Origin of the sequence: Kutzneria sp. 744, from assembly GCF_000568255.1 — a bacterium.
Classification (GTDB): Bacteria; Actinomycetota; Actinomycetes; order Mycobacteriales; family Pseudonocardiaceae; genus Kutzneria.
Window position 1 is genome coordinate 5,174,840 of the sequence record NZ_KK037166.1, and the last position, 15,961, is coordinate 5,190,800.

The 15,961-nt window shown below is 70.1% G+C and carries 14 protein-coding genes and 1 pseudogene; 9 read left to right on the plus strand and 6 right to left on the minus strand.

Annotated elements, in window-relative coordinates:
- Window positions 1–12 precede the first annotated feature (12 nt).
- The 3 genes from KUTG_RS53770 (at window position 13) to KUTG_RS23155 (ending at window position 3,501) form a co-directional block, all read left to right on the plus strand.
- A complete protein-coding gene (locus KUTG_RS53770) occupies window positions 13–666 on the plus strand; it encodes a phosphatase PAP2 family protein (protein ID WP_198047282.1) in 654 nt (217 codons plus the stop codon).
- A 67-nt stretch (window positions 667–733) separates the two neighbouring features.
- A complete protein-coding gene (locus KUTG_RS23150; protein WP_043719483.1) occupies window positions 734–2,218 on the plus strand; it encodes a glycoside hydrolase family 10-like protein in 1,485 nt (494 codons plus the stop codon).
- The gene (locus KUTG_RS23155) at window positions 2,215–3,501 is read left to right on the plus strand and encodes a C39 family peptidase (protein WP_043719485.1); all 1,287 of its coding nucleotides are present in this window, start codon (window positions 2,215–2,217) and stop codon (window positions 3,499–3,501) included. Before KUTG_RS23150 ends, KUTG_RS23155 begins: the two co-directional genes overlap by 4 nt.
- 7 nt (window positions 3,502–3,508) lie before the next feature.
- On the opposite strand, the gene KUTG_RS23160 is transcribed toward KUTG_RS23155, so the two are convergent.
- The 4 genes and pseudogenes from KUTG_RS23160 to KUTG_RS23170 form a co-directional block, all read right to left on the minus strand.
- Window positions 3,509–3,841: a hypothetical protein gene (locus KUTG_RS23160; RefSeq protein WP_084579700.1), complete on the minus strand. Its 333-nt coding sequence runs from the start codon at window positions 3,839–3,841 to the stop codon at window positions 3,509–3,511.
- Between the two features lie 99 nt (window positions 3,842–3,940).
- Window positions 3,941–4,293: pseudogene (locus KUTG_RS56565) on the minus strand (class I SAM-dependent methyltransferase); the annotation flags it as partial.
- Window positions 4,290–5,156, minus strand: a complete 867-nt coding sequence (locus KUTG_RS23165) for a 4Fe-4S domain-containing protein (protein WP_043719490.1) — start codon at window positions 5,154–5,156, stop codon at window positions 4,290–4,292. The pseudogene KUTG_RS56565 and the gene KUTG_RS23165, both read right to left, overlap by 4 nt.
- Window positions 5,157–5,315: 159 nt before the next feature.
- Window positions 5,316–8,462 (minus strand): bifunctional cytochrome P450/NADPH--P450 reductase, encoded by a 3,147-nt coding sequence (locus KUTG_RS23170; RefSeq protein WP_043719491.1) that lies wholly within the window; start codon window positions 8,460–8,462, stop codon window positions 5,316–5,318.
- 103 nt (window positions 8,463–8,565) lie between these two features.
- Here KUTG_RS23170 and KUTG_RS23175 point away from each other — a divergent pair, with 103 nt between their 5' ends.
- Window positions 8,566–9,168 (plus strand): helix-turn-helix transcriptional regulator, encoded by a 603-nt coding sequence (locus KUTG_RS23175; protein WP_043719493.1) that lies wholly within the window; start codon window positions 8,566–8,568, stop codon window positions 9,166–9,168.
- Window positions 9,169–9,292: 124 nt separating this feature from the next.
- Here the strand turns inward: KUTG_RS23175 and KUTG_RS23180 are convergent, their stop codons facing one another.
- Window positions 9,293–9,763, minus strand: a complete 471-nt coding sequence (locus tag KUTG_RS23180; RefSeq protein ID WP_043719496.1) for an SRPBCC family protein — start codon at window positions 9,761–9,763, stop codon at window positions 9,293–9,295.
- 311 nt (window positions 9,764–10,074) lie between these two features.
- On the opposite strand from KUTG_RS23180, the gene KUTG_RS23185 reads away from it, so the two are divergent.
- The 4 genes from KUTG_RS23185 (at window position 10,075) to KUTG_RS23200 (ending at window position 13,617) form a co-directional block, all read left to right on the plus strand.
- Entirely contained in the window at window positions 10,075–11,163 is a 1,089-nt protein-coding gene (locus tag KUTG_RS23185; protein ID WP_043719498.1) for an S-(hydroxymethyl)mycothiol dehydrogenase, read from the plus strand.
- 10 nt (window positions 11,164–11,173) lie between these two features.
- Window positions 11,174–12,232: a gamma-glutamylcyclotransferase family protein gene (locus KUTG_RS23190; RefSeq protein WP_043719500.1), complete on the plus strand. Its 1,059-nt coding sequence runs from the start codon at window positions 11,174–11,176 to the stop codon at window positions 12,230–12,232.
- A 67-nt stretch (window positions 12,233–12,299) separates the two neighbouring features.
- Window positions 12,300–12,788: a DUF4232 domain-containing protein gene (locus KUTG_RS23195; protein ID WP_052395290.1), complete on the plus strand. Its 489-nt coding sequence runs from the start codon at window positions 12,300–12,302 to the stop codon at window positions 12,786–12,788.
- A gap of 19 nt (window positions 12,789–12,807) precedes the next feature.
- Window positions 12,808–13,617: an alpha/beta fold hydrolase gene (locus tag KUTG_RS23200; protein ID WP_043719502.1), complete on the plus strand. Its 810-nt coding sequence runs from the start codon at window positions 12,808–12,810 to the stop codon at window positions 13,615–13,617.
- Here the strand turns inward: KUTG_RS23200 and KUTG_RS23205 are convergent.
- A complete protein-coding gene (locus tag KUTG_RS23205; protein WP_052395291.1) occupies window positions 13,592–14,854 on the minus strand; it encodes a VanZ family protein in 1,263 nt (420 codons plus the stop codon). The genes KUTG_RS23200 and KUTG_RS23205 overlap by 26 nt on opposite strands.
- A 295-nt stretch (window positions 14,855–15,149) precedes the next feature.
- Between KUTG_RS23205 and KUTG_RS23210 the strand changes: the two genes are divergently transcribed.
- On the plus strand, window positions 15,150–15,887 hold the full coding sequence (locus KUTG_RS23210; protein WP_043719504.1) for a DUF2382 domain-containing protein: 738 nt from the start codon (window positions 15,150–15,152) through the stop codon (window positions 15,885–15,887).
- Window positions 15,888–15,961: the final 74 nt, after the last annotated feature.

Sequence of the window (15,961 nt, forward strand, 5' to 3'; positions counted from 1 at the left end):
TAGCCTGATGTGGTGCGCCTGCTACCGCCCCAGGCCCGTCGACCCGCCGTCGGCCTCGTCGTGTTGTGTGCCGCCGTGATCGCCGTGGGGGCGGCGCTCTATCACGGGCAGGCCCGTGCCGGCCGGCTGGACGACGCCGTCGACGACCGGCTGTTCACGATCTTCGGCCGAGACCGGGCGTTCCTGTACCAACTGCTGCACGTGGCCGATCTCCAGGTCGTGGTCACGGTCCTCGCCGTCGTGGCGGTCCTGGCGGTGCTGCGCGCCCGCCCGGACATCGCGGCGCTGGCGGCGATCGGGCCCGTCGCGGCGATCGGGCTCACCGAGCTGGTGCTCAAGCCGTTGGTGCAGCGCCGATACAACAACTGGCTGTCCTACCCCAGCGGGCACACCGTCGGCATGCTGTCGACCTGCACGGTGCTCGGCGTCATCCTGCTGGGCGCCTCGCTGACCCTTGCGCTGCGCGTGGCACTCGGCGTGCTTCTGCTGGTGGTGTGCGTCATCATGGTGCTGGCGCTCATCGTCGACGGCTTCCACTACTTCACCGACACGGTCGCCGGCGTCGGTCTGTCGGTCGGCGTCGTGCTGCTGGCGGCGCTCGGGGTGGACGCGGTCACGGGGCTGGTCACCCGGCCGAACGGTGGATTTGCCGGAAGTTGCACTTAGACAGTTCTTTACAACGTCGCCTACCATCGCGAAAATCCTTGACCAGGGCGACGAGCGAGGTGACGGCGTGCGAAGGCTCGCAATTGTGCTGGCAGCGCTACTGACCGTGATCGCCGCACCACCCGCGGCGGCATCGTCGGCGGCAGCTCCGTCGGCAGCGGCTCCGTCGGTGGTGGCTCCGTCGGTCGCCGCGCCGCGGGAGTTGCGCGGGATGTGGATCGCCAGCGTGGCCAACATCGACTGGCCGTCCAAGGCCGGACTGCCGGCGGCACAGCAGAAGCAGGAGTACCTCAGCCTGCTCGACCGGGCCAAGGCCCTCGGCGTGAACGCTGTTTTCGTGCAGATCCGGCCGACCGCCGACGCCTTCTACCCGTCGACGCTGGAACCGTGGTCGCAGTACCTGTCCGGCACCCAGGGCCAGGATCCCGGTTACGACCCGTTGCGGTTCCTGGTGTCCGAGGCCCACAAGCGTGACCTCGAGTTCCACGCCTGGTTCAACCCGTACCGGATCAGCCTCCAGGGCGACGTCGGCAAGCTCGTGCCGACCCATCCGGCGCGGCTGCACCCGGACTGGGTCGTGGGCTACGGCGGCCAGCTCTACTACAACCCCGGCATTCCGGCCGTGCGGCGGTTCGTGGAGCAGGTCATCCTCGACACCACCCGGCGCTACGACCTCGACGGCGTGCACTTCGACGACTACTTCTACCCGTATCCCGTTGCCGGGCAACAGTTTCCCGACCAGGCCACCTTCGCCCAGTACGGCGGTGGCTTCGGAGGCGTCGCCGACTGGCGGCGGGACAACGTGAACAAGCTGATCAGCGAGCTGACGACGGGGATCCACCGGATGAAGCCGTGGATCGCGTTCGGCGTCAGCCCCTTCGGCATCTGGCGGGACGCCCGCACCGATCCGACCGGCTCCGACACCCAGGGCGGCGTGCACGACTACGACGACCTGTACGCCGACACCCGCACGTGGATCCGCAACCGCTGGGTCGATTACATCGCGCCGCAGCTGTACTGGCCCGTCGGATACACCATCGCCGACTACGGGAAGCTGCTGCCGTGGTGGGCCCACGAGGTCGCCGGCACCGGGGTTTCGCTGTACATCGGCCAGGCCGTGTACAAGATCGGCACGCCCAGCCCCGCCGCCTGGCTGGACCCGTCGGAGATGCCCCGGCACATCGCCCTCAACCGCGCCACCCCCGGCGTGAACGGCGACATTCTCTACAACACCAACACCTTGCTGGCCAACCCGCTGGGCTTCGCCGACCGCCTGCGCACCGATCTCTACGCCCAGCCGGCCCTCATCCCCGTGCGCCCCACCGTCGCCGGGCACGCCCCGTTGCCGCCGGTGCTGCTGCCGTTGTGGGGGAACACCCTGCGCTGGATCGGTTTCGCCACCTCGTACGCCGTCTACCAGGACGGAAAGCTGTTCACCACGCTGCGCGGCACCACTTTCACCCTGCCCGAGGGTCGTCACAGCTATGCGGTCACCGCACTGGACCGCACCCACCACGAGAGCCGTCCGAGCATCACCGAGGAGTACCGATGAGCCCTGTGCACAACAGGTTGACCAGGCTCGCCATGGTGGGCACCGTCGCCGGCGCCCTCATCGCGCAGCTGACCGCCGCCCCCGCCGTCGCCGCGACCACCGCCGCGCCCGTGGACTTCCACCAGTGGAGCAGCGACTCCCAGTTCCACAGTGGACACTCCGATGGCCTGCTCGTCCGCAACGGCCTGGTGATCGGCCGTCCCGCCGGCTCCGTGCAGCACACCGAGCCCGCCCTGGGCACCACGAAGACCTACGACTACGCCACGTGGACCTCTCCCCGCTACAGCCAGCGTTTCGGGGCCACGCAGCTGATCGCCTCGTGGAACGCCACCACTCCCGCCGGCACCTGGCTCCAGGTGGAGATGCGGGGCACCTCGTCCACCGGCACCCAGACCGGTTGGTACGTCATGGGTCGGTGGGCGTCCGGCGACCAGGACATCCACCGCACCAGCGTGCCCGACCAGACCGACGCCACCGGCACCATCGACGTCGACACCTTCGAGGCCGCCGACGGCGTCAAGCTGATGGCGTACCAGCTTCGGGTCACCCTCTACCGCCTCCAGGGCACCCACGCCTCCCCCAACCTGCGCATGGTCGGCGCCATGACGTCCGCCATTCCCGACCGCTTCACCGTTCCCACCAGCCCCAGCGGCGGCGCGTGGGGCATGGAGCTACCCGTTCCCCGCTACTCGCAGGACATCCACAAGGGCCAGTACCCCGAGTACGACGGCGGCGGCGAGGCGTGGTGCAGCCCCACCTCCACCCAGATGGTCGTCGAGTACTGGGGCAAACACCCCTCGGCGCAACAACTTTCGTGGGTCGACCCCAGCTACGCCGACCCCCAGGTCGACTACGCCGCCCGCAACACCTATGACTACGACTACGAGGGCACCGGCAACTGGCCGTTCAACGCCGCCTACGCCGCCAGCTACGGTCTGGACGCGCACATCACCCGCCTGCACTCCCTGCAGGAGATGGAGCACTACATCCGGCGGGGCATCCCCGTGATCACGTCCCAGTCCTTCCAGGCCAGCGAGCTCGACGGCGCCGGCTACTCCACCTCCGGCCACATCATGGTCATCGTCGGCTTCACCAAGACCGGCGACGTCATCGCCAACGACCCCGCCTCCAACGACGATCCGGCCGTGCGCAACGTCTACAAGCGCAGCCAGTTCGAGAACGTCTGGCTCCGCACCGAACGCCCCCTGCCCGACGGCGGCGTCGGTGGCGGCTCCGGCGGCGTCGTCTACATCGTCACCCCGCACGGGATGCCCCTGCCATAATTCAGGTCTACGGCCGGCGAGCGATCAGCCGCGTGTTGTGTGGGTTGAGCTCGCCGGCCGTGACCATCTCGGTGGCGACCTCGGTGACGAAGTCGTCGGCGTCCTCGCCCAGCTTCTTGGCCTGCGCGGCCAGGCCGGCGGCCTTCATGATCTGGCCGAGGGCGACGGGATCGGCGACGAACTGGGCGTCGATCTCCACCGGTCCCAACTCCACCGCCAACCCCTCGGCCGTCAGGCGCTCGACGACCTCGGCGGCGGGATGTTGGAGCATGTCGAACGGCGTGTCCGCCAACCGATCTCGCCACCGCGGCCGCGCCATGACGTCCTCCAGGATCGTCACCGGATCGGGCGTGGAACGGGGATTGCCGCGGCTCCACTGGAGCACAAGGGAACCGCCGGGCTTGACGGCGCGGGCCATCTCGCGCAGGGCGTGATCGACGTCGTCGAGCCAGTGCAGCACCCAGGAGCAGTGCCGATGTCGAACGCTCCGGGCTCCAGTTCCAGCTTCCGAGCGTCACGAACCTCGACCGTCACCGGCAGTCCCAAGCACAGCTCACGCGTGGCCTCGACCATCGCCGGCGAGAAGTCGCTGGCCGTCACGGCGTAACCCCGTGCGGCCAGCTCCCGGGTGATCTCCCCGCTGCCGCAGCCGACATCGGCCAGCCTGCCGCCGTGCAGGCCGGCCAGCTCCAGGGCCTCGACGGCGGTGCGGAACTGCCGGCTGTTGGAGCGCCGGTAGTGCTCGGGTGTCCAGGTCTGACGGTCCACGCCGCCGATCAGACCACGGATCACCAGCGCGTGGCGGTGAAGTCGACCGGTCGGGGCTCCAACAATGCCGTCCGGGCCACCAATCCGGACATCCGTGCGGCCATCTCGTCGGCCGGCAAGCGTTTGCGGTCACCGTGTCCCGGAAGCACGTACTCGAACCGGATGAGCGGGGCGGTCCGGGCCAGCGACTCGGCCAGCACGCGGATGTCGTACCAGGTGACGGCCTCGGCCACTTCGAGGTCGCCGGCGGTGCGGGACCAGTAGAACGAGTCGCCGGTGAAGCAGTACTTGTCGTCGGCGAGGAAGAGCACGCTGCCCTCGGTGTGTCCGGGCAACGGATGCACCACGACACCGGGCACGACCTCGACGGGATCGAGCCCGCGCACGACGACGTCGGCATCGGGCGCATGGGCGAGATCGCCCTCGTGGATCCACAGCTTGGCCCCGAACCGGTCGGCGTACTGCCGGCCGTGGGCCACGTGGTCGCGGTGGGTCAGCAGGACGTGGGCAACGGGCCCGAGCCGCTCGTAGCGGTCGGCCAACTCGGCGCTCCACCGCGGTGTGTCGATCATCAGGTTCCCGCCGGGACGGCGCAGCAGGTACGAGTTGGCGGCGGCGGTCCGCCGGGAGTTGTGTCCACAGTGGAACAGGTCGTCGTCCAGCGCCAGCGGGAACGGGTCGAGCGACGGATCAAGCCGGTCCTCGGTGTGCCGGATGGAGCGGGTCGGGCAGGCGAAGGCGGCAGTGTGCAGGATCCGCAGCTCGTCCTCGGTCTCAGGCTGCCGGATCACCTCCGAGCGCCCGTTCACCCGCGCGATCAGGTCGGGTGCGAACTGACGCGCCACATCGCAGTCGGTGCAGCGGTCGTCGACGTACCAGCCGGTCATGTCTTCCCCCAAAGGTCGGTAACCCAGGACTACCAGGTATTTCCGGGGAAAAGAAAGCGTTGACTTGCTGACAGACCCCTGCTCTACAAGATCCTTTGCTTGTGCCGCAACGAAAAGGCCGGCCCCGACGAATCGGAACCGGCCTCGCGGAACGGGGGCTCAGCCCGCCCAGACGTCCTCCACGTAGCGGTCCTCGGCGATCAGCCCGTCCAGCCACGCCTGGTCGTCGCCGGAGCCGTGGCTGCGGTGGATGGACCGGAACGCCTCCCGCACGGCGGGGGCCATGCCCTTGCCGTCGCCGCAGATGTACACCCGGCCGCCGGCCTCCATGGCCGCCCAGATCTCGTCGCCGTCGGCGGCGATGCGGTCCTGCACGTACTTGACGCCGTCGACCTCGGCGCGGGAGAAGGCAGGGCGCATGGAGATCACGCCGTCCTTCTCGGCCGCTTCGAGTTCGTCCCGGTGCAGGTAGTCGACGTCGGGGTGTCGAATTCCGAAGTAACACAGCCCGGGGCCCAAAGCCTGGCCGGCGGCCAACTGCGCCGCCCGGTCGCCGATGAAACCGCGGAAGGGAGCCAAACCCGTGCCGGCGCTGACGTAGATCACCGGCACCGTGGTGTCCTCCGGCGCCTGGAACGCCTCGCGCGCCTTGTCGACCCGCGCCCGCAGCTGGTCGCCGGCCGCCAATTGCGACAAGTAGTACGAGGAAACGCCGTGGTACTCACCGGATCCGGTGCGCGAGGGGCCCGAGACGACGCCGACGATGAGCTCGATCTCGCCCGGCCTGGCCAGCGCCGAGGACGAGATGGAGTAGTGCCGGGCCTGGATCGGCGAGAGCATCTCCAGGAAGTCCTCCGGCGCCAGCTGGCAGGCGGGGTTCTGCTCCAGCAGCTCCAGCAGGCTCAGGTCGGTCTCGGCCATGGCCTCCAGCGCCGCCTTCTCGGGCGGGCACGGGTTGCAGCCGGCCAGCACCTTGATCTGCGCCGGCGTCGCCGGGTTCTGCAGCTCGACGAAGTGGGTCAGCAGCTGGCGAATCGTCACGGGACGGTCGACCGGGATGGCCCGCCGGGTCTTCTGCCGCGGGTTGATCGCGACCACCAGGTCCAGCTTGAGCCCGAAGCGGGCGGCGACCCGGTCCACCAGGTCGGACGGGTTGTCCGGCACGACGGTCAGGTGATCACCGGTGCGGTACGAAACGCCGTCCGGCAGCTGGATGCGCAGGTGCCGCTTGGACCGCCCGAGCGGGCTGTCCACGTCGACCAGCTCGTCGTTGGCCAGCACGGTCATCGGCGCCACCTCGTACCGGGCGTCCAGCGCGGCCGTCACCGGGCCGGTGATCACCCGCACGTCGTAGAGCCGGTCGGAGGTGTCCTCCGCGACCGGCGCGGCGTCCGGATCCCCGTACCGGGTGAGGAGTTCCGTCCACAGCAGGTCGCTCCACGACTCGATGTCGCCGGTCAGGTCGCCGGAGGCGTCAGCCTCGCACCGCTCCACCAGCCGCGTGGCCCCCAGCTCGAACAGCCGGGCGTCCAACCGGGTCGGCACGTGCTGGTAGGTCGCGGCCCAGTTCCGGTCGCCGACACCCAGCACGGCAAAGGACACCGCGGACAGATCGTCCGAAGTGGAATCCAGCCACGACACGAACTTCGCGGCGTCGTCCGTGGGCTTTCCGTTGTAGGAAGCGGCAACCACGACCACCGGGCCGTCGGACGGCAGCTTGCCGGCGAACTCGTCCAGCGGCGCGGCGACGGTGGTGAACCCACGGTCTGAACCCTCGTCGGCCAGCTGGCGCGCCATGGCCCGGCAGGTGCCGAGGTTGGAGCCGTGCAGCACGGTCAGCGTCGTGCCCTGCTTGGCCCGGCCGGCGGCCTTGGTCGACTCCCTCGCAACCGAAGCCTGAGCCGTCTTGACCCGCTCGGTGCGGCGAGCGAGGTCCAGCCGGAAGCCGGTCGGCTTCAGGGTCAGCGTCTCCTTGATCTTCAGGTCGTAGTTGAAGCTGTCCAGCAGCCGGTATCGGTGGATGATCATCCCCAGCAGCAGCGTGGCCTCGTGCAGCGCGAACTGCCGGCCGATGCAGGCCCGCTCGCCCGTGCCGAACGGCTTGAAGGCGTGCACCGGACGGGCCTTCTCCCGCTCCGGGTCGAAACGCGAGGGGTCGAAGGCCTCGACGTTGTCGCCCCACACCTTGTCCCGGTGCAGCATCGGGGCCAGCACGACGACCCACTGCCCCTTCTTGATCGGGTGCCCGCCGATGGTGGTGTCGACGATCGCCTCGCGGGAGAACGCGGCTGCGGTGGGCCACATCCGCAAAGCCTCGTTGAGCACCTGCCGGACGTAACGGAGCTTGCCGACCTCCTCGTACGTCGGCTGCGGGCTGTCCTGCTCGCCCCACAGCGCGTCCACCTCGGCCTGCGCCCGCGCCAGCACGGCGGGGTTCTTGACCAGGTAGTACAGCGCGAAGGACAGCGCGCCGGAGGTGGTCTCGTGCCCGGCGATCAGGAAGGTGATCACCTGGTTGCGAATGTTGGTGTCGTCCAGCACGGTGCCGTCGACCGGGTGCGGCGCGTTGAGCATCAGGCCGAGCAGGTCGCCGGTCGAGGTGTCGCCGGACTCCTTGCGCTCCCGGATGACGTCGTCGACCACGCCGGCCAGGAACTTGGCGTCCTTGGCGTACTGCTCGTCGGCCCCCTTGTTCATGATCGGGCCGATCCACGGCAGCTCCCGCGCCTTGGCCTGGGCGTGCGCGAGGCCGCGGACCAGGGCCTGCACGAACGGGTGCGGGTCGGGGCGCTGGAAGGACTCGAAGTCGAAGGCGAAGCCGGTCAGGCCGATGGTGTCCAGGGTCAGCCGGGTCATGTCGTCGGCGACCTCGACCGGACGACGGTCGACGTGCTCGTCCCACGAGGCGACCAGCCGGTTGGCCACCTCCAGCATCGCCGGGTGGTAGCCGCGCATCGACTGCAGCGAGAACGCCGGCAGCAGGATGTCGTGGGCCTTCTGCCAGTTGGGCTCGTCGTTGAACGCGGTGAACAGGCCGTCGCCGGCGATGGCCCGGATGCGGGCCAGCGACGGGGCGACGTGCTTGGCGAAGCGGTCCTCGTCGGCCACCTCGGCCACCAGGTCGGCGCCGGACACGAACACGACGTCGTGGCCGAAGAACTGGCGGGCGAAGATCGGCCCCAGCTCGCGGGACTGCCGCATGGCGTCCTGGATCGGGGTGGCCGGCGAGGTCCCGACCACGTCGCCGACCAGGGGAATCCGGTTGGCCGGGTGCGGGAGGCCCGTGGTGTCCATCGAGGTTGTCATTACTCTTCCCCAGGTCGGTGCGTCTTGATCGCTCCATCCCAGCCTGGCAGCGACCGGGCGCGCACGCGACAAGAAGGACTACAAGAACCTGTAGCTTTGCCCTGTGAGTGAAGCGACGCCCGATTTCCGCGCGGAGCAGCGCCGGACCGGCGTATGGCGCAACCGCTTCCTCGCGCTACTCGACCGCACCCCCGTGCCCACCGCGATCTGCCAACTGGACGGCACGATCACCGTGGCCAATCCGGCCTTCGCGGAAGCGCTTTCCACCCGTCCGTCCCAGTTGCGCGACCGGCACGTGCTGGAGTTCTTCCAGGCCAAGGTGCAGCGCGACTACGAGCGGCTGGTCGCCGGGCTGCACCGCGGCCGGGCCCGGCTGGTGATCGCCGTGCAGTTCCCGGGCGGCGGCGGCGAGCTCACCGTGCAAGCGGTTTCCGACGACGAGGGCTCGGGCCTGCTGATCACGCTGCGGATCACGCCCGTGCCGACCGACGTGCACCTTTCCGACCGGGAGAGCGAGATCCTGCGCCTGATCGCCGGCGGCGCGACCTCGGCGGCAGTGGCGGCCGAGCTCGGCATCACGGGCGACGGCGTGAACTACCACCTGACGCGGATGTCCGACCGGTTCGGCGTGCCCAACCGGACCGCGCTGGTGGCGCGGGCCTACTCCCTCGGACTGCTCGACCCGGCCACCTGGCCGCCGCGCTGATCGTGTGATCCAGGACACATCACCGGAACGTCGGTACCGTCGAATACACCAGCTCACTACGCTTTTCGGACTAGCCGGCCAGGTTCGTGCCGACGCGCATCGTGTGCGAACCTGACCGGCTTTCCTATGCCCTCCGCTCGGCCACGCGGCGCAGGTTGTCCAGCGTCCGCTCGATGTTGCGGCGGTTGTGCTCCGAGCGGTCCCACACGCCGGTGGCCAGCGGCGCGACCACGTAGCGGAAGAACGCGTTGCGGCGGTCGAAGGTCGTCTCGGTGACCCGGCAGCCGCGATCCCCCGGCTCGATCAGGTACTCCCACTCGGCCACGTCGACGCCCAGGCTGCGCACCGTGTAGCGGAACCGGCGGCCCGGCTCCGCGCTGACCACCTCGGACGTGGTCGCCCAGCGGAACGGGCCGTTGCGGTTGCTGCCACGGAAGACCGCGCCCACCTCGGGGCCGGTGGCCGGGTGCACCCACTGCGAGCGGGTGCACTCCTCGGTGAACCGGTGTTGGCCGGTGACGTCGCTGACCAGGTCGTACACGATCTCGGCCGGCGCGTCGACATGCATGCAGACTCTGACGGGATCCTCGCTCACGCCAGGCACAACGACGCCACTCGGCCGGGGTTTCGCCCCGTGTCACCCGTTCCGGTGACACCACCACCAACCCCGCCGCCACATGTGCGCCACATTCGACTCCCGGGGCCACATGTGCGCCACATGTGGCATCAAACGATGGGCGGATGCGGGCGCGGGTGGGGTGGGAGCGGGGTGCCACATGTGCGCCACAGTCGGTGCCCAGGGCCACATGTGCGCCACATGTGGCGAAAACCCGTGCGGGGGTCGCGATGCGGGCGTGGAAGTGCGAGGCTGCCGATCAAGGGCGACGAGGCCGGAAGGGGTAGCCGATGCCGTACGAGGTCAACGGGGTGGTCGCGGCCGGGAAGGGCGCTCCGGTGAGCGTCCAGAAGATCATCGTGCCGGATCCGGGGCCGGGCGAGGTCGTGGTGCGCGTGCAGGCCTGCGGGGTCTGCCACACCGACCTGCACTACCGCGAGGGCGGCATCAACGACGAGTTCCCGTTCCTGCTGGGCCACGAGGCGTCGGGGATCGTGGAGGTGGTGGGCGCGGGCGTGACGAACGTGGCGCCGGGCGACTTCGTGATCCTGAACTGGCGCGCGGTGTGCGGCGACTGCCGGGCCTGCCGCAAGGGCAAGCCCTGGTACTGCTTCAACACCTTCAACGCCAGCCAGCCGATGACGCTGGCCAGCGGCCAGCCGCTGAGCAACGCGCTGGGCATCGGGGCGTTCGTGGAGAAGACGCTGGTGCACGCCGGCCAGTGCACGCCGGTGGACCGCCGGGTCAGCCCGGACGTGGCCGGGCTGCTGGGCTGCGGCGTGATGGCCGGCCTGGGCGCGGCGATCAACACCGGCGGCGTGTCCCGCGGCGACACGGTCGCGGTGATCGGCTGCGGCGGCGTGGGCAGCGCGGCGGTGGCGGGAGCCCGGCTGGCCGGCGCGGCGAAGATCATCGCGGTGGACGTGGACCAGCGGAAACTGGAGTGGGCCAAGGACTTCGGCGCGACCGACACGGTCAACGCCCGCGAGACCGATGTGGTCGAGGCCATCCAGGGCCTGACCGACAGCTTCGGCGCGGACGTGGTGATCGACGCGGTCGGCCGGCCCGAGACGTGGAAGCAGGCCTTCTACGGGCGGGACCTGGCCGGCACGGTGGTGCTGGTCGGCGTGCCGACCCCGGACATGACCCTGGACATGCCGCTGATCGACTTCTTCTCCCGCGGCGGCTCCCTGAAGTCCTCCTGGTACGGCGACTGCCTGCCCTCGCGGGACTTCCCGATGCTGGTCGACCTGCACCTCCAGGGCCGCCTGCCGTTGGAGAAGTTCGTCACAGAACGAATCGGGCTCGGCGACGTAGAGCAGTCGTTCGAGCGCATGGGGCGAGGCGACGTGCTGCGCAGCGTGGTCGTGTTCGACTAATACTGGACAGGTGCTAGCACCGTTCGGCGACGAGGACTACCCCGCTGCGCCCTACCCGGGCGCCCGGCCGGACGTGTCGTTCGCCCACCTGGACGGGGTCGGCGCGCCGCTGCGCCCGGATCGGCACTGCCCGTCCGGCTGGCGCATCGACCACTCCGGGCAGGATCTGGACGAGTGGCTGGCCGCGCAGGACGCCGTGCCGATGAGCGGACGGGTGCCGGTGTTGGCCTACGGCTCGAACGCCTGCCCGTCGAAGATCACCTGGCTGCGGGAGTCGCTCGGCCTGACCGGGCCGGTGGTGGTGCTGCGGGCCCGCTGCGAGGGCCTGTCCGCGGTCTGGGCCGCCGGTCTGCGTGTGGTCGACGACCAGCGGCCGGCGACGTTGATGGCCGACAAGGACGTGGTCGAGGAGCACGCCGTCTGGATGGCCGATCCGGAGCAGGTGCGGGTGCTGGACGCCTGCGAGGGCCGCGGCCGGCGGTATCGGCTGGCCCGGGTGCGCAGCGGCCGAGTGGTCCTTGACGACGGGGCCGTGGTGGACCGGGTGCTGGCCTACATCGCCGCCGACCGGGTGCGCCGGCCGATCCTGGTGCGCGGCAAGCCCGTGCGCTGCGCGGACATGGACCAGGCGGCCGCGCAGGGCCTCGTCGGCAAGCGGGCCGGCAGCGATGGCCTCAAAGCGTCCACAGTGGACGGTGAGCCCAGCCCCGACTCGTGGCCCAAACGCGTCTTCGTCTACGGCACCCTGCAGCCCGGGCACGAGGCGTGGCGGCTGCTGGCCCCGATGGTCACCGGCCGCCCGCGCAAGACGTCGATCCGGGGCTCCCTCTACGACACCGGAATGGGCTATCCGGCGCTGCAACTCGACGGCACGGACACCATTCCGGGCTGGGCGGTGCCGATCCGCTCGCCGCGCCGGACTCTGTCCACTTTGGACAAGTACGAGGGCCCCGACTACCGGCGGGTCCGGCTCGTGCTGCCGGACGGCGCCGTGTGCTGGACCTACGTGTGGACCGAGCCGACGCACGGCATGGACCTCCTGCCGCAAGGGTGGCGGGCCTCGGCCTGAACCCGGGGAATCCCTGAGGCAACCTCAGGCCGCACCCGGGCGTCTGCGGAATGGAGGTGGTCCATTCATGTTCATCAACCGCGTTCTGGTCGCCGCCGGCGTGCTCGCCGCCGTCGGGGCCGTCGTCGCCCCGGTCGCCTCGGCGAGCCCGGCCAGCACCCGCTGCAATGCCGGCACGTTATCGGCCACACTGGCCAATCCGGACGCCGGAGCCGGCCAGCGTTATGCCCAGTTCATCGTCACCAACACCGGCCGCGCGGCCTGCACGCTCTACGGCCACGGCGGATTCGCCCTGGTCGGCGCACCGACCCAGCTGACCTGGACGGCCAATCCGGGGGCCAGCCTGGTCACGCTGTCGCCGGGCGAGCGGGCCGCCATGACCCTGCACTGGACGGCCGTCCCGGCCGACGACGAGGCTGGTGACCAGTGCGAACCGGTCGCCGCCTCGGCGATCTCCATCCCGCCGGACGAGACCGTGCCGCTGTCGGTCAGCTGGCCCTACGGGTCGGTCTGCCAGCACGGCCAGATGGACGCCAGCGCTTACTACAAGCTGTGAGATGTGCTGAAGTGGACGGGTGATCCCACCGATCGAATGGACCCTGTCCGGGCACGCCGGCGAGCTGGCCGCCCGCACCTGGCCCAATCCCGACGCCCGCTGGCTCGCCGTCCTCGTGCACGGGCACGGCGAGCACCTCGGCCGGTACCAGCACGTGGCCGACGCGCTGGCCGGCATGGGGGCCATGGTGGTCGGTGCCGATCTGGCCGGCCACGGCCGGTCGGCCGGCGAGCGGGCGCTGATCGGCGACTTCGAGGCGGTGGTGTCCGATGTGGACGCCGTGGTGACGGCGGCCCTCGACGGGCACCCCGACCTGCCGGTGGTGGTCATAGGGCACGGGCTGGGCGCCGCCGTCGCCGTCCGCTACGCCCAGCGCTTCGCCGACCGGATCGCCGCCATGGTGCTGTCCGCGCCGGTGCTGGGCGTGTGGCCGATGCTGGATCTGTTGGAGTACGAGGAAATCCCCGACACGCCGGTCGACCCGTCCAGGCTGTCCCGCGACGCCTCGGTCGCCGCGGCCTACGCCGCGGATCCGCTGGTGTGGCACGGTCCGTACAAGCGGCCGACGCTGGTGGCGCTGGACGAGCTGCTCCAGACGATCAGCTTCGACCGGCCGCTCGGCGACGACCTGCCGGTGCTGTGGCTGCACGGCGACGCCGACGAGCTGGTCGACCAGGCCGACACCCGCGCCGGCACGGACCGGGTGCGCGGCCTCGGCTTCGAGGAGCACACCTATCTCGGGGCCCGGCACGAGCTGTTCAACGAGATCAACCGGGACGAGGTGTTCGCCGACATCGCGGCTTTCACCGCCCGGGCGGTGAAAGGCTAGTCAGCTCCTGGTCCTCGCTCTGCGCCGGCAGCACCTCGGGCGGCGGGGTCTTCGTCGGCGGCAGCGCGATGTTGCGCACGCCCGACGCCAGCTCGTGCAGGCCGAGATGCTTGTTGTGCAGCTTGGCGAACACCGCGAAGCCGACCGGCAGGGCCACGCTGACCAGCACCGCGAACACCGCGAAGGCCACCTCGCCCGGCCGGTCCTCGGCGATGCCGATCAGCGTCGACAGCTGGAAGTTCTGCATGACCTCGACCAGCCGTGACGCCGACACCACCAGGAAAACCGCGCCCAGCATGGCCACGAAGGTCAGCGGCACGAAGGCGACAGCCAGCAGCACCTGGCGGATCAGCAGCCGCCACACCGGCGGCCGGTTGCCGTCCTTGTCGACCAGGCGCAGCCGCAGCACGTGTTTGCCCACCGTGCCGCCGGTGACCCACGGCATGAGCACGAACCACAGCACAAAAGCGAACAGCGCCACCAGGAACGCGCTGGACAGCGACTCGCCGCCGAGCAGGTACCAGGCGCCGGCCAGGAACGGCAGGCAGAACGCGTAGCCGACGGCGTCCAGCAGCAGCGCGATCAGGCGGCGGCCGAACGGCACCGGGACCCGTTCCAGCGCCCGCACGTCGATGCTGTCCAGCGTGGGCAGCCAGCGGGTGATCGGGCCGGCCAGCGCCCAGCCCAGCATGCAGCCCAGGGAGTTGACGATGATGTCGTCCACGTCGAACAGCCGGTACGGGCACGGGTAGATGCCCCACAGGCCGGTCAGCTGCGTGAACTCGAAGAAGCAGGCCACCGCCAGGCCGATCGCCGCGCTGGTCCAGCGGCCGCGGCGGAAGTGGTAGCGCAGGTACATGCCCAGCGGCAGCAGCAGGGCCAGGTTGAACGCCGTCTCCCAGACCGCCGGGTTGTGGATGATCAGCGCGTTCGGGTTGAGGGAGCCTTTGGCTTCCTTCCAGATGTCGCTGAAGGTGTTGCCCGGCACCAGCTGCGGATGCCCGAAGTCGGCGTACACCCGGCAGACGTCGACCTGGCGGCTCGGCAGCGGCACGATCACCAGGCAGAACGCGGCCAGGCAGTAGTAGAGGAAGCTGGCGAACGACAGCCCCCGCCACCGGCTCAGCACGCCGTGGCGGCGGTACAGCACGATCGCCGTCGGCACGAACAGCACCATCGCGAGCAGCGGAAACAGCAGGGCCGCGGTCCGGATCGGCAGCAGGTAGGCGTTCACCACCCGCCGAACTATACACACGGTGAATACCGTCGATAAAAGCGCGCGGGCCTCAAGTTGACCCGTACGTGTGACAGTAGCCCTCATATCCGCCTCACGACCCCTCAAGGGCGGCCTCGTACCCGAAGGACTGCCCTCGAAACCACCGACAAGTGCCGCCCGGCCGACTGCGCAGCGCAGCCGTGGGCGTGATCGATCCGAGGCGGGACCACACAGGTGGGTGACCCTCGTGTTTCCCTTCGCTCTCGTCGGACATCCCTTGCCCATCAGGGGAATTCGACCAGGAAAGGGCGCAGCCATGACCAGCATCGCCAATCCCCGCGACCTGATCGGCACCGAGGTCGTCGACCGCGACGGCGAACGGGTCGGCAAGGTCGGCAACGTCTACGTCGGCGACGACAACCGGCAGCCGCAGTGGGTGACCGTCCGAACGGGACTGTTCGGCCAGAAGGAGAGCTTCGTTCCCTTGCAGGGCGCGCAGATCTCCGACGGTGGCCTCCGCGTGCAGACCACCAAGGACGCCGTCAAGGACGCGCCGCGGATGGACGCCGAGGGCCACCTGTCCGACGAGGAGGGCCGCCGGCTGTACCAGCACTACGGCCTGCCCGGCCAGCGCGGGCGCACCGCCCCCAAGGGCGGCATCTCCGGCACGGGCGCGGGTTCCGGCGCCGGTTCCGGGGACCAGGCCATGACCCGTTCCGAGGAGCAGCTGCGGGTCGGCACCGAGCAGACCGAGACCGGCCGCGTCCGCCTGCACAAATACGTCGTCACCGAGGAGCAGCAGGTGACCGTGCCGGTGCGGCACGAAGAGGTCCGCGTCGAGCGGGAACCCGTCCGAGGCGGCGAGCGGGCCCGCATCGGCGAGGACGACCAGGAGGTCGTGCTGCACGCCGAGCGCCCGGTCGTGGAGACCGAGGCGGTGCCGGTGGAGAAGGTCCGACTGCGCACCGAGACCGTGACCGAGCAGCGCACGGTCAGCGGCAAGGTCCGCAAGGAGCGGATCGAGGTCGACGACTCAGGCGAGCACAGGAAGTAACCGGGTGTGGCGCCGGTCCGTCCCTCAGCCGGGCCGGCGCCGCCGCTCGCCTTGACGCCCCGGCAGGCCTTTTT

Bases quoted from the DNA above. Each gene is read 5' to 3' on its own strand.
- KUTG_RS23195 (WP_052395290.1), top strand. From the start codon at position 12,300: ATGTTCATCAACCGCGTTCTGGTCGCCGCCGGCGTGCTCGCCGCCGTC.
- KUTG_RS23185 (WP_043719498.1), top strand. From the start codon at position 10,075: ATGCCGTACGAGGTCAACGGGGTGGTCGCGGCCGGGAAGGGCGCTCCG.
- KUTG_RS23165 (WP_043719490.1), bottom strand. From the start codon at position 5,156: ATGACCGGCTGGTACGTCGACGACCGCTGCACCGACTGCGATGTGGCG.
- KUTG_RS23170 (WP_043719491.1), bottom strand. From the start codon at position 8,462: ATGACAACCTCGATGGACACCACGGGCCTCCCGCACCCGGCCAACCGG.
- KUTG_RS23210 (WP_043719504.1), top strand. From the start codon at position 15,150: ATGACCAGCATCGCCAATCCCCGCGACCTGATCGGCACCGAGGTCGTC.
- KUTG_RS23155 (WP_043719485.1), top strand. From the start codon at position 2,215: ATGAGCCCTGTGCACAACAGGTTGACCAGGCTCGCCATGGTGGGCACC.